At 56.7% G+C, this 12,488-nt stretch carries 13 protein-coding genes and 1 tRNA gene; 8 read left to right on the top strand and 6 right to left on the bottom strand.

The window, feature by feature from the left end; all coding sequences use genetic code 11:
• Positions 1 to 119: 119 nt before the first annotated feature.
• Together G9X48_RS02420 and G9X48_RS02415 are read right to left on the bottom strand one after the other, a co-directional pair.
• Positions 120 to 207, bottom strand: a tRNA-Ser gene (locus tag G9X48_RS02420).
• 157 nt (positions 208 to 364) lie between these two features.
• Complete coding sequence (locus G9X48_RS02415; protein ID WP_012125176.1) at positions 365 to 1,990, bottom strand: ABC transporter substrate-binding protein; 1,626 nt, start codon at positions 1,988 to 1,990, stop codon at positions 365 to 367.
• Positions 1,991 to 2,249: 259 nt separating this feature from the next.
• Here G9X48_RS02415 and yccA point away from each other — a divergent pair, with 259 nt between their 5' ends.
• Complete coding sequence (gene yccA / locus G9X48_RS02410) at positions 2,250 to 2,909, top strand: FtsH protease modulator YccA (protein WP_004385411.1); 660 nt, start codon at positions 2,250 to 2,252, stop codon at positions 2,907 to 2,909.
• 107 nt (positions 2,910 to 3,016) lie between these two features.
• Positions 3,017 to 3,346: a sulfurtransferase TusE gene (gene tusE, locus G9X48_RS02405; RefSeq protein ID WP_032990230.1), complete on the top strand. Its 330-nt coding sequence runs from the start codon at positions 3,017 to 3,019 to the stop codon at positions 3,344 to 3,346.
• Here tusE and yccX read toward each other — a convergent pair.
• Positions 3,343 to 3,624 carry an acylphosphatase gene (yccX, locus tag G9X48_RS02400; protein WP_097581919.1) on the bottom strand — a complete coding sequence of 94 codons (282 nt, stop codon included), beginning with the start codon at positions 3,622 to 3,624 and terminating at the stop codon, positions 3,343 to 3,345. The genes tusE and yccX overlap by 4 nt on opposite strands.
• Before the next feature lie 88 nt (positions 3,625 to 3,712).
• On the opposite strand from yccX, the gene rlmI reads away from it, so the two are divergent.
• Positions 3,713 to 4,903 carry a 23S rRNA (cytosine(1962)-C(5))-methyltransferase RlmI gene (rlmI, locus tag G9X48_RS02395; RefSeq protein WP_097641028.1) on the top strand — a complete coding sequence of 397 codons (1,191 nt, stop codon included), beginning with the start codon at positions 3,713 to 3,715 and terminating at the stop codon, positions 4,901 to 4,903.
• Between the two features lie 59 nt (positions 4,904 to 4,962).
• On the top strand, positions 4,963 to 5,280 hold the full coding sequence (hspQ, locus tag G9X48_RS02390) for a heat shock protein HspQ (protein ID WP_004385415.1): 318 nt from the start codon (positions 4,963 to 4,965) through the stop codon (positions 5,278 to 5,280).
• A 33-nt stretch (positions 5,281 to 5,313) separates the two neighbouring features.
• On the opposite strand, the gene G9X48_RS02385 is transcribed toward hspQ, so the two are convergent.
• Positions 5,314 to 5,721: a CoA-binding protein gene (locus G9X48_RS02385; protein WP_004385416.1), complete on the bottom strand. Its 408-nt coding sequence runs from the start codon at positions 5,719 to 5,721 to the stop codon at positions 5,314 to 5,316.
• A 160-nt stretch (positions 5,722 to 5,881) separates the two neighbouring features.
• Here G9X48_RS02385 and mgsA point away from each other — a divergent pair, with 160 nt between their 5' ends.
• Positions 5,882 to 6,340 carry a methylglyoxal synthase gene (gene mgsA / locus G9X48_RS02380; RefSeq protein ID WP_097641029.1) on the top strand — a complete coding sequence of 153 codons (459 nt, stop codon included), beginning with the start codon at positions 5,882 to 5,884 and terminating at the stop codon, positions 6,338 to 6,340.
• A 1-nt stretch (position 6,341) separates the two neighbouring features.
• Here mgsA and helD read toward each other — a convergent pair whose 3' ends face one another.
• On the bottom strand, positions 6,342 to 8,396 hold the full coding sequence (gene helD / locus G9X48_RS02375; protein ID WP_097641030.1) for a DNA helicase IV: 2,055 nt from the start codon (positions 8,394 to 8,396) through the stop codon (positions 6,342 to 6,344).
• 126 nt (positions 8,397 to 8,522) lie between these two features.
• Here helD and G9X48_RS02370 point away from each other — a divergent pair, with 126 nt between their 5' ends.
• Together G9X48_RS02370 and yccS are read left to right on the top strand one after the other, a co-directional pair.
• Entirely contained in the window at positions 8,523 to 8,969 is a 447-nt protein-coding gene (locus G9X48_RS02370; RefSeq protein WP_004385418.1) for a YccF domain-containing protein, read from the top strand.
• Between the two features lie 17 nt (positions 8,970 to 8,986).
• Positions 8,987 to 11,119 (top strand): YccS family putative transporter, encoded by a 2,133-nt coding sequence (gene yccS / locus G9X48_RS02365; RefSeq protein ID WP_097641052.1) that lies wholly within the window; start codon positions 8,987 to 8,989, stop codon positions 11,117 to 11,119.
• On the opposite strand, the gene G9X48_RS02360 is transcribed toward yccS, so the two are convergent.
• Positions 11,110 to 11,724 carry a TfoX/Sxy family DNA transformation protein gene (locus G9X48_RS02360; protein ID WP_054628763.1) on the bottom strand — a complete coding sequence of 205 codons (615 nt, stop codon included), beginning with the start codon at positions 11,722 to 11,724 and terminating at the stop codon, positions 11,110 to 11,112. The genes yccS and G9X48_RS02360 overlap by 10 nt on opposite strands.
• Before the next feature lie 217 nt (positions 11,725 to 11,941).
• Here G9X48_RS02360 and sulA point away from each other — a divergent pair, with 217 nt between their 5' ends.
• The gene (sulA, locus tag G9X48_RS02355) at positions 11,942 to 12,448 is read left to right on the top strand and encodes an SOS-induced cell division inhibitor SulA (protein WP_004385420.1); all 507 of its coding nucleotides are present in this window, start codon (positions 11,942 to 11,944) and stop codon (positions 12,446 to 12,448) included.
• Positions 12,449 to 12,488 lie beyond the last annotated feature (40 nt).

Here is a 12,488-nt window from a genome sequence, read left to right as displayed (position 1 = left end):
CATGCCACAGGAATGTTGTCTTCAGTAACAAACTTACTGCAAGCGTTTAAGGAAAGACTGATGACACATAAGAGGTAAAACGAAAAAGGGGACGCCTTTCGGCATCCCCTTAAATTGGTTGGCGGAAGCGCAGAGATTCGAACTCTGGAACCCTTTCGGGTCGCCGGTTTTCAAGACCGGTGCCTTCAACCGCTCGGCCACACTTCCGCAATGACGCGAACTATAAACATCCCCCTGCGCCGTGTAAAGCCCGAATGTGTTCGATTGCCTTAAAAACAGCCAAAAGCGCGCTAATTGACTGAAATACCGGCACAACGATCACAAATACAGCAGCTTTACGGGCAATAACGGCGTCGCGCTCCGGTTAATGTTTTTTGATGTACATATCTTTTGTGTAGTAGAAGCCCAGGTTATTGGAATAAAAGCCGCCAACCCAGGGTTTCACCATATGGGTACGCACGTAGTGATAGACCGGAATCGCAGGCACATCCTGAGCCAGGATCGTTTCCGCCTGCTGATAATATTTCCCGCGTTCGGTGGCATCAGCGGCTTTTGAAGCGTTCGTCAGGACCTCGTCATACGCTTTGTTGGTATAGCGCGAGGTGTTCTGGCTGTCGCCGGTGCGGTAGTTATTCAGAAAGGTCGAGGCGTCGTCGTAATCGGCGTTCCAGGCGTAGCGCACCACGTCAAAATTGCCGGTGTGTTTACTATCCAGCATGGTTTTCCACTCCTGGTTCTGGAGCTTCACCACAACGCCGAGATTTTTCTGCCACATAGAGCTTGCGGCGATGGCGATGCGCTGGTGCGATTCCAAAGTGTTATAAAGCAGATTAAACGTGAGCGGATGCTGCGCATTGAAGCCTGCCTCCTCCAGCAGTTTTTTCGCCTCGCTGACGCGTTTTTCCAGCGGCCAGCTGGCGTACTCCGGCGGCGCAATTTTCACGCCGCCAATTTCAGGCTGGCTGACCACCCACGCCGGACGCTGCCCCTGCGCCAGCACTTTTTGGGCGATGATGTCTTTGTCGAGCGCCATATTGAGCGCGCGGCGCACACGTGGATCGTTAAACGGCGGTTTGCTGGTGTTAAATTCGTAGTAATACGTCGCCAGCAGTGGAGAGACATTAACCTGATCGGGCAGCGTTTTTTTCAACTGGGCGAATTGATTGAGCGGCACAGTACTGGTGATGTCAATTTCGCCCGCTTTATAGCGATTCAGATCCGCTGTTTCAGCGGCGATCGGCAGATAAGTGACTTTATTAATGACGGTCTCTTTGTCGTTCCAGTAGCGTTTATTACGCTCGGCCACGATCTTTTCATTCACCACCCAGTCGGTGACTTTGTACGCCCCGCTGCAGACGAAATGCTCCGGGCGCGCCCATTTATCGCCGAAACGCTCAACGGCGGTTTTATCGATGGGCACCAGCGACGGGTGCGCCAGCATCGACAGGAACGCCGCAGTGGGCTGCGTCAGCGTCACCTGAATGGTATTGTCATCCAGCGCCTTCACGCCCAGCGTGTCCGTCGGCTTTTTGCCGTTGGCGATGTCAGCGGCGTTTTCAATATTCATGTTGCCCGGAAAGCTCGCATAAGGAGAGACGGTTTTCGGGTCGACCAGACGCCGCCAGCTCCAGACCACATCTTCCGCCGTGATAGGCTCGCCGTCAGACCAGGTCACGCCCTTGCGCAGATGAAACGTCCAGACGGTGTTGTCTTTGTTTTCCCAGCTTTCTGCGAGCCGCGGTTCAATCGAGCCATCTTTGCGCACCGCCACCAGCCCTTCAAAAACGTCACTGATAATGTTGAATTCAACGTCGCTTTCCACTTTATGCGGATCGAGCGAGGCAGGCTCGCTGCCGTTGTTGCGCACCAGTTCCTGTTTTGCCGCCAGCTCAACGCCTGCCGGCACCTGCGCCGCATACGCCGTCGCGCATGCGCCGGAAATGACGGCGGCGATGAGAGAAAAAGTCAGAGCCTTATGATTCACTTTCATTTTCCACGCCTTGTGTGTTGTTGTGATGTGTCGTTAACACTGATAGTCGCGCGCCGGGTTTCATGCAACGGTTTTACGTCATATATAAGAGGGGGATCTGAAAGCGCGTCGGGGCAGCCCGGTTTTTAGGATATAAACGCCTTTTCTGAGTCCTTGTTTTTAGAGAAATAAAGCAGCGTAAAGATGGGTAAAAGGGCTTTTCCCGTTGCGTGCTACCTTCTATGCTCGGAAACTAAACACCTGTAATGAGAGACTACTCATGGATCGCTTAATTACCTCTGCGCGCGACAGACAGTCGCTGCTTAGCACCCATAAGGTTCTGCGTAACACCTATTTTATGCTGAGCCTGACGCTGGCGTTTTCCGCGATCACCGCGACCGCCAGTACCGTATTCGCACTGCCATCGCCGGGTTTGATTCTGACGCTGGTCGGTATGTACGGCCTGATGTTCCTGACCTACCGCCTGGCCGATAAACCGAGCGGCATCCTGGCGGCGTTCGCCTTCACCGGCTTTCTGGGCTACATTCTGGGGCCGATGCTGAATGCATATCTGTCTGCCGGTATGGGCGATGTCATCGCACTCGCGCTTGGCGGTACCGCGCTGGTGTTCTTCTGCTGCTCCGCCTACGTGTTGACCACCCGTAAAGATATGTCCTTCCTGGGCGGTATGCTGATGGCGGGCGTGGTGGTTGTGCTGATCGGCATGGTGGCGAACATCTTCCTGCAGCTTCCTGCGCTGCACCTGGCGATTAGCGCCGTGTTTATTCTGCTCTCTTCGGGCGCCATCCTGTTTGAAACCAGCAATATCATCCACGGCGGCGAAACCAACTACATTCGCGCGACCGTCAGCCTGTATGTGTCGCTGTACAACATCTTCGTGAGCCTGCTGAGCATTCTGGGCTTCGCGAGCCGCGACTAACGGTTAACCGAAACTGCGCTTAAGCCCCGCCCCGTGCGGGGCTTTGTTTTTTCTGGCGGCGGGAATTTGCTACACTGCGCGCTGTGTGAATCAGGGCAAAAATGCGTATGTTAACGTTTGAAGGTAAAGAGTTTGAAACCGACGCCGAGGGCTATCTGAAAGTCTTCGACGCCTGGAGCGAAGGCCTGGCGGAAGTGATTGCCGAAAAAGAAGGCATCACGCTCACGCCAGAGCACTGGGAAGTGGTGCGCTTCGTGCGCGAGTTTTATATCGAATTTAATACGTCGCCGGCTATCCGCATGCTGGTCAAAGCGATGGCGACGAAATTTGGCGAAGAGAAAGGCAACAGTCGCTATCTCTATCGCCTCTTTCCGAAAGGCCCGGCAAAGCAAGCCACTAAAATCGCGGGTCTGCCGAAACCCGTGAAGTGCATTTAATAGCGAATTCGGAAATCCTGGTAATCTTCAGCGGGCGAATGCGGCTCGGTCAGCACCTTTTCCACATGGGCGCTGCGCGGCCCGCCCGCTTTCAGCCAGGCGATTAACTTCTCCACCTGCTCGGCCTCGCCGCAGGCCAGCACCTCCACGCTGCCATCGTCCAGATTACGCGCATAGCCGGTCAGACCCAGCCGCGTCGCTTCATGCTGCGTGGTGTAGCGAAACCCGACGCCCTGTACCCGGCCATGTACCCAGGCCATTGTGCATTGTCGTGCCATAGCGGTTCTCCTTTGCGGTAGCGTTGCATTTCCCGGCTGAAGTCGGGAGAATGGCGCCCATTTTCTTTGAATCACAGAATAGCAAATTATGAGCGTACGTTTAGTGTTAGCCAAAGGGCGCGAGAAATCTCTCCTGCGCCGCCATCCCTGGGTATTTTCCGGTGCCGTCGCGCGCATGGAAGGTAAAGCCGCACCGGGTGAAACCATCGACATCGTCGACCATCAGGGAAAATGGTTAGCACGCGCCGCCCTCTCCCCCGCCTCGCAGATCCGCGCACGCGTCTGGACGTTTGATCCGAATGAAACCATTGATATCGCCTTTTTTACTCGCCGCCTGCAACAGGCGCAGCAGTGGCGCAACTGGCTGGCGAAAAAGGACGGGCTCGACAGCTACCGTCTTATCGCTGGTGAATCGGACGGCCTGCCGGGCGTGACGATTGACCGCTTCGGCAACTTCCTGGTGCTGCAACTGCTCTCGGCGGGCGCGGAATATCAGCGTCCGGCGCTGGTGTCGGCTCTGCAGGCGCTCTACCCGGAATGCGCCATCTATGACCGCTCCGACGTCGCGGTGCGTAAAAAAGAAGGCATGGATCTCGCGCAGGGGCCGGTCAGCGGCGAAGTGCCGCCGGATCTGCTCGCGATTGAAGAGCATGGTATGAAGCTGCTGGTGGATATTAAAGGCGGCCATAAAACGGGGTATTACCTGGATCAGCGCGACAGCCGTTTCGCCACGCGCCGTTATGTGGAAGATAAACGCGTGCTGAACTGCTTTTCCTACACCGGCGGTTTTGCCGTTTCTGCGCTGATGGGCGGCTGCCGTCAGGTCATCAGTGTTGATACGTCGCAGGACGCGCTGGATGTGGCGAAGCAAAACGTTGAGCTTAACAAACTTGATCTCAGCAAAGCGGAGTTCGTGCGCGACGACGTCTTTAAGCTTTTACGTAAATACCGCGACCAGGGCGAAAAGTTTGACGTCATCGTAATGGACCCGCCGAAATTCGTGGAAAATAAAAGCCAGCTTCAGGGCGCGTGCCGCGGTTACAAAGACATTAATATGCTGGCTATCCAGCTGCTTAACCCTGGCGGCATTTTGCTGACGTTCTCCTGCTCCGGACTGATGACCACCGATTTATTCCAGAAAATTGTTGCCGACGCCGCAACAGATGCGGGGCGTGATGTACAATTTATAGAGCAGTTCCGTCAGGCCGCCGATCACCCTGTGATCGCGAGCTACCCGGAAGGTCTTTATCTGAAAGGGTTTGCCTGTCGCGTCATGTAGCTTGAAAAGGAATGCTCCGCCCTTATATACAGGGTATGAACGTTTCCCGGGAGGTGACAATGATTGCCAGCAAATTTGGTATCGGCCAGCAGGTTCGTCATTCTCTTTTAGGGTATTTAGGGGTTGTGGTGGATATCGACCCTGAATACTCGCTTGATGAACCTGAAGTCGATGAACTGGCGGTAAACGCCGAGCTGCGCGCCGCGCCGTGGTATCACGTCGTGATGGAAGACGACGACGGCCAGCCCGTGCACACCTATCTTGCAGAAGCCCAGCTCAGTGGCGAAATGCAGGAGGAACATCCGGAGCAACCCTCTATGGATGAACTGGCGCGATCCATTCGCCAGCAGCTCCAGGCACCCCGTCTGCGTAACTAAAAAAACCCGGCAACGCCGGGTTTTTTATTACTGTCAAAGACCGAGACGCGGAATTTCTATCGCCGGACAGCGGTCCATCACCACTTTAAGCCCCGCATCGCGCGCCAGTACGGCGGCCTCTTCGTTGATGACGCCAAGCTGCATCCAGAGCGTTTTCGCACCGATCGCAATCGCTTCCTGCGCGACACCCCACGCGGCCTCGGAGTTACGGAACACATCCACCATATCCACCTTCTCCGGCACGTCAGCAAGCGTGGCGTATCCCTGCTGGCCGAGCAGCGTTTTGCCTGCCACTTTCGGCGACACGGGGATCACGTGATAGCCTTTATCCAGAAGATACGACATGACGCGGTAACTCGGACGGTCCGGCTTATCGCTCGCCCCCACCAGCGCGATCGTTTTGGTGCTCTGTAAAATCTCTGCGATATCAGAATCTTTCATTTTACCTCCCCGTTAGCTCAGTCATTTCAGTGTATGCCAAAGGCGTCGGGCGCACCATGCGACGACGGTAAGCAGAAACGCACACAGTTTTTACCGGCTTCGCTTGCAGCCGCCATCACTTCCAGTAATCTGTAGGCAGTTATGTAATCCGGAAAATAATATGGAACTGACAACCCGAACCCTGCCAGCCCAAAAGAAAATCGCCCTGGTGGCGCATGACCACTGCAAATCGATGCTGATGAAATGGGTGGAGCGCCATAAAGCGTTGCTGGCAAAACATACGCTGTATGCAACCGGCACCACAGGCAATCTGGTGCAGCGCGCGACCGGTCTTAACGTCAACGCCATGCTGAGCGGCCCGATGGGCGGCGATCAGCAGGTGGGCGCGATGATCGCCGAAGGCAAAATCGACGTGCTGATTTTCTTCTGGGATCCGCTCAACGCCGTGCCGCACGATCCCGACGTCAAAGCGCTGCTGCGCCTTGCCACCGTCTGGAACATCCCGGTGGCGACCAATCTCTCAACCGCGGATTTTATTATCCAGTCGCCGACCTTTAGCGACACGCTGGATGTGTTAATCCCCGACTATCCGCGCTATCTCGCCGAACGCCTGAAATAAATCATGGCTTACGGGCCGTCGGCACGCCGAGACGCGTCAGCGCTTCGACAAACACCGACGGCGCCGCTTTGTCATACAGCAGCCAGACCCGGTGTCGCGCGCGGGTCAGCGCCACATAGAGCAGACGCCGCTCTTCGGCATCCGGGAAATCCTCCGGTGGCGGCAACAGCGCCTGTTCCATGATGGATTCCCGCGCTGGCGCCGGGAAGCCTTCCCGCCCCTCGTTCAGCCCGAGAATAATCACATAATCCGCCTGCTGCCCTTTGCTGGCGTGAATCGTCATAAATTCCAGTTGCAGCTTCGGCCAGCGGGTCGCGGCCATTTCCAGCGCCGCCGGGCGCAGATGGTGGTAGCGCGCCAGCACCAGAATGCGCTCGTCAGGGCGCACGTAACCGCTCATCTTATCAAGCAGCGCCTCCAGTTGCTCCTGCGCAAGCAGCGTCACGGCGTTCTTGTCGCCCGCGCGCAAACTGTTGAGCGGTTTTTCACGCTGGTGCGGGTTTTGTTGAATGAAGCGATTAGCGATATCGCCGATGCGCCCGTTAAAACGGTAGGTGGTATCCAGCGCGCACTGGTCGCCCCCGCCAAAATGCGCCTCAAACGCCGTCGTTAGCGAAAGCTGCGCGCCGCTAAAGCGATAGATAGCCTGCCAGTCGTCGCCCACCGCAAACAGGCTGGCGGCGGAATTCTGGCGGCGCAGCGCCGCCAGCAGGGCCGCGCGCTGCGGCGAGATATCCTGAAACTCGTCCACAAGAATATGCTTCCACGGACTGACGAACCGGCCTTTTTCCAGCACATTGATGGCCTGATGGATAAGCCCGGAGAAATCGACGGCCTCTTCGGCTTTCAGCGCGGCTTTCCAGGCTTTCAGCAGCGGCGCCATCAGCTTAACGCGCTTCTGGAACAGATCGCGCACCTCTTCGGGCGCGGCGGCTATCATCTCGGCCTGCGAGCCGCCATGCATGCGCATCAGCCCAAGCCAGCGGTCGAGACGGCTCGCCAGCCGTTTGCCCAGCGTCTCGTCCTCCCAGAAATCGCCGTCATCAACGTCCCATTCCAGCTCGTCGGTAAGCCACTGACGCCATCCCTTCGCCTGCGCTTTTTTCTCGCGGCACTGTTCACGCCAGGCGTTCAGTAAAAGTTCATGGCGCGCCGCGGTATCGTTTTCCAGCTCGCTGACGCGCGGGGTTTTCCGCCCGCCCTGGCCGATAATCTGCAAGGCCAGCGCATGAAACGTGCGCGCGGTGATGGCATCCGTATGCAGCCGCGCCTGCAGCCGCTCTTCCATCTCTTTGGCGGCCTGACGCCCAAACGCCAGCAGCAGGATCTGCTCCGCCGTCGCCTCGCCACGCTCAATAAGCCAGCCTGCGCGCGCCACCAGCACGGAGGTTTTGCCGCTCCCGGCGCCTGCCAGTACCAGCAGCGAGCTTTCGCCGTTGACGACAGCCCGCGCCTGCGACGGATTCAGCGGCGAGCTTTCAATCTGCGAGAAGAAATCGGCGTAGCGCGTCAGCATCGCATCGGTATAGGCCTGATTATGCAAAAGACGCTTCGCCTCGCTGTCGGCAAGCCAGGCCTGACATTCGCGCCAGGCCTCGCGGCAGTTATCGAACGCCTCAAGGCGCGATGTCGGCATCGGCAGCGCCTGCAACGCCCGGCGCAGCGCATGGCACAGCGCCTCGCCCTCTTCACGCTTAAGCCATTTTTCCTGGGATTCGCTACTGCGAAGTTTCTCCTGCCAGGCATTCAGCACCCCTGCCGCCACCTCACTCATCTCCTGGCTCCACTGCTGCCAGAGCGCCATCAGATGATGGTAAAAGCGCTGGGTTTCCGCCCATTCGGTACCGTGCAGACGAACGACTTTGTTATCCGGCAGCGTAAACTCCAGCTCCCCCCAGACCAGTCCCCGACGGCATTCGATGCCCAGCAACTGATTAAACGGGATCAGATATTCATGCTTATCTCCGGAGACTTTCACTCCGGCGGTGAGAATTTCTGCGCGGTCGTAGGGGTGCTGCGCCAGACGTTTACCCAGAGAGGTTGCTTTCAGTTCCATGAGGCTGCCAGTCAATAGTGTTATGAGGCTAAGTTTACCCGCCTGCGATATCACGCTCCAGACCCAAAACGCGTTACAATTGTTGTGGTTATCACTCCGGCGCTCTGCCGACGCTTTTGAGGTTTTATGCGTACTGTTTTAAATATTCTGAATTTCGTCCTGGGCGGCTTCGCCACGACGTTCTCCTGGCTGGTGGCGACGCTTGTCAGCATTATTTTTATCGTGACGCTGCCGCTGACGCGCTCCTGTTGGGAAATCACTAAACTGTCGCTGTTGCCGTACGGCAATGAAGCGGTGCATGTCGATGAACTTGACCCGGCGGGCAAAAACGCCCTGCTGAACACCGGTGGCACGCTGCTGAATGTTTTCTGGCTGGTGTTTTTCGGCTGGTGGCTGTGCCTGCTGCATATCGCGACCGGCATTGCGCAGTGTGTCACTATCATCGGCATCCCGGTAGGCATCGCGAATTTTAAAATCGCCGCGATTGCGCTCTGGCCGGTTGGGCGTCGCGTCGTCTCCGTGGAAACCGCGCAGGCGGCCCGCGAAGCCAATGCCCGCCGCCGTTTCCAGTAAAAACGGATGCGCTCATGATGCTCAATCCTCTGCTTCACCGTCACGCCTGGAACAGCGCGTGGCTCACTAACGTGCGCATTTTTATCGCGCTGTGCGGGACGGCGGCGCTGCCCTGGTGGCTTGGCGAGGCGAAGCTGACTATTCCGCTGACGCTTGGCGTTGTGGCCGCAGCACTCACCGATCTTGACGACCGCCTGACGGGCCGCCTGCGCAATCTGCTGATTACGCTGGTTAGCTTTTTTATCGCCTCCGCTTCGGTGGAACTGCTGTTTCCGTGGCCGTGGCTGTTCGCTGTAGGCCTGACGGTCTCGACCATCGGTTTTATTTTGCTGGGTGGCCTCGGACAGCGCTACGCGACTATCGCCTTCGGCGCGTTGCTTATCGCCATCTATACGATGCTCGGGGTTTCACTCTATGAGCACTGGTATCAGCAGCCGCTGCTGCTGCTCGCAGGCGCGGTCTGGTACAACCTGCTGACGCTGGCCGGGCATTTGCTCTTTCCGGTGCGCCCACTTCAGGAAAATCTCGCCCGCTGTTATGAACAGCTGGCGCACTATCTGGAAATTAAATCACGTTTTTTTGACCCGGATATCGAAGATGAAAACCAGGTGCCGATGATGGAACTGGCGATGGCGAACAGCCAGCTGGTCGCCACGCTGAACCAGACCAAAGCCTCGCTACTCACCCGCCTGCGCGGCGACCGCGGTCAGCGCAGCACGCGCCGGACACTGCACTACTATTTTGTCGCGCAGGATATTCACGAGCGCGCCAGTTCGTCGCATATCCAGTATCAGACGCTGCGGGACACCTTCCGCTACAGCGATGTCATGTTCCGCTTCCAGCGGCTGCTTTCGATGCAATCGCAGGCGTGTCAGCAGCTGGCGCGCTCTGTGCTGCTTCGTACGCCCTATCAGCATGACCCGCGTTTTGAGCGCGCGTTTACGCACCTTGACGCCGCACTCGATCGCACCGCCGCGGCCGGTGGCTCGGCATCAGAAATTAAAGCCGTGCGCTTTCTGGTCGCGAATCTTAAGGCTATCGACGCTCAGCTCGCGACGATCGAATCAGAACAGCCATTTACACAGGCCGATGCCAGCGAGAGCGAGCACAGCCTTGCCGATGATAGCCTGAACGGCTTTAGCGATGTGTGGTTTCGCCTGACGCGTAATCTGACGCCGCAGTCCGCGCTGTTCCGCCATGCGGTGCGGATGTCCGTTGTGCTGTGCGTGGGCTACGCCTTTATTCAGTTCACCGGGCTGAACCACGGCTACTGGATTTTGCTGACCAGCCTGTTTGTGTGCCAGCCGAACTATAACGCCACACGGCATCGCCTGACGCTGCGCATTATCGGCACGCTGGCGGGCGTCGCGGTCGGCATTCCCGTGCTCTATTTCGTGCCTTCCCTTGAAGGGCAACTGGTACTCATCGTCATTACCGGCGTGCTGTTTTTTGTCTTCCGCACAGTGCAATACGCGCACGCCACGCTGTTCATCACGCTGCTGGTCTTGCTGTGCTTTAACCTGCTGGGCGAAGGGTTTGAAGTCGCGCTGCCGCGGGTAGTGGATACGATAATCGGCTGCGCTATCGCGTGGTGTGCCGTGAGCTTTATCTGGCCCGACTGGCGTTTTCGCCGGTTGCCGGTGGTGCTGGAGCGCGCGCTTAACGCCAACTGTCGCTATCTGGATGCCATCCTTGAGCAGTACCATCAGGGGCGCGATAACCGTCTCGCGTATCGCATCGCGCGTCGCGACGCGCATAACAGCGATGCGGAGCTGGCCTCGGTGGTGTCGAACATGTCCAGTGAGCCTCGCGTCAGCGCGCAGATGCGCGAACTCGCTTTCCGCTTTCTGTGCCTGAACCACACGCTGACCAGCTATATTTCAGCTCTGGGTGCTCACCGCGAAAAACTGTCGCGCCAGGAGATCCTTTCTCTGCTCGACGACGCCGTCTGTTATGTGGATGACGCGCTCCATCATCAGCCTGCCGATGAAGCGCGAGTAGAAAACTCACTGACGCATCTGGCGCAGCGTATTGAACAGATAGAGCCGCGCCAGGAGAGTAAAGAGCCGCTGGTGCTTCAGCAAATCGGGTTGTTAATCTCTATTTTGCCGGAAATCAGTCGACTGCAGCGCCAGCTTATTCAGGACTGATTTTGCACCGAAAGCTGCATAAACCACTCCAGCAGCTCCTCGCGAATGTGCACAGGTAATGCTGCTTCATGGGTGCCGATAATGGCACCCTGAAGCGCATACAATACTTGCAGACTGAGATTTTTTCGGGCTTTGCGCAGCTTAAGCCAGCACTCTTTCGCACCGTATGCGCAGAGCGTTTCCACATCGCGTATTCCCGCTTCCCACAATGAGACTTCCAGCTGAACATTGAGATTGGGCAGATCTTTGACCCGCCGCTCGCGGGCTCGCTCGTTTTTTTCCGCCTGCGCGCAGGCCAGCGCCATTCGTGCGTGATCGCGCAGCAAGGCTGGTGAATTCCAGAGCGTCTCATCTACAAGATAATAATTGAGGCTGATATGACGGCCGCGTCGGGTACAGACAAGCATCGGCGGATTGTGGGCGTGTTGGTAATCACGACTCTCATTGCTGGCGCGCAGGTATAGTTTTCCTCCTGCCAGCATGGCGAAAACGGCGTCATCAATGGCAAGGCTATAGCCGCCAAACAGTGAACGATGGGTGACATTTCCCAAAGATGAAAGTGTATTCTGCACCCGAACCAGCGTGTCAGACGAAGATTTATCCATGATTATTCCTTTTATATCAACCAGTAATGGATAAAAAATTCCATTAGCGTTTCCCTTAACAGGAACATATGAAAGTTGTGCGCCGTGAGCAATCCGAATTTTGTTTTAAGTGGAACGAGATGCGAAATTTGCGAGATGCTTTCCGAAATTTCGATTGATCTTTGGTTGCGCCAGCATTACTGTATATGCATACAGTAACTAGCGAGGCTGGACCTTTATGTACTCTTCTCATCAAAATCGCGCGTATGGCTCACGTCGTCTGGCAAAAGAAACGGCGGGCGCTTTGGCTCAGGCGGAAACCCGAGGCCTGATCAGTGAAGTGATGTACAACGAAGACCAGCCGTGGATGACGCAACTGGTCCTGCTGCCGCTCTTGCAGCAGCTCGGGCAGCAATCCCGCTGGCAGCTGTGGCTTACTCCGCAGCAACGTCTTAGCCGTGAGTGGGTGGAATCCGCTGGTTTGCCGCTGACCAAGGTGATGCAAGTCAGCCAGATGAACCCGCAGGTTACGCTTGATTCTATGATCCGTGCGCTGGAAACCGGCAACTACAGCGTGGTAATTGCCTGGCTGCATGACGATCTAACGGATGATGAACATCGACGTCTGACTGCAGCGGCCGAGAAAGGTAACGCCATGGGTTTTTTAATGCGTCCTGTTCAACCCTCTCTGCCGGGTGACCGACCACGTTCTGCCTTAAGAATTCACTCTGGCATGGTGCATTAATCTTTTTTAGGATAATTCCTGGCAATTTTTTGTGCGTGTC

This window comes from Cronobacter sp. HA18006 (assembly GCF_011605445.1).
GTDB classification, from domain to species: Bacteria; Pseudomonadota; Gammaproteobacteria; order Enterobacterales; family Enterobacteriaceae; genus Cronobacter; species Cronobacter sakazakii.
This window is presented reverse-complemented; position numbering and strand designations above follow the sequence as displayed.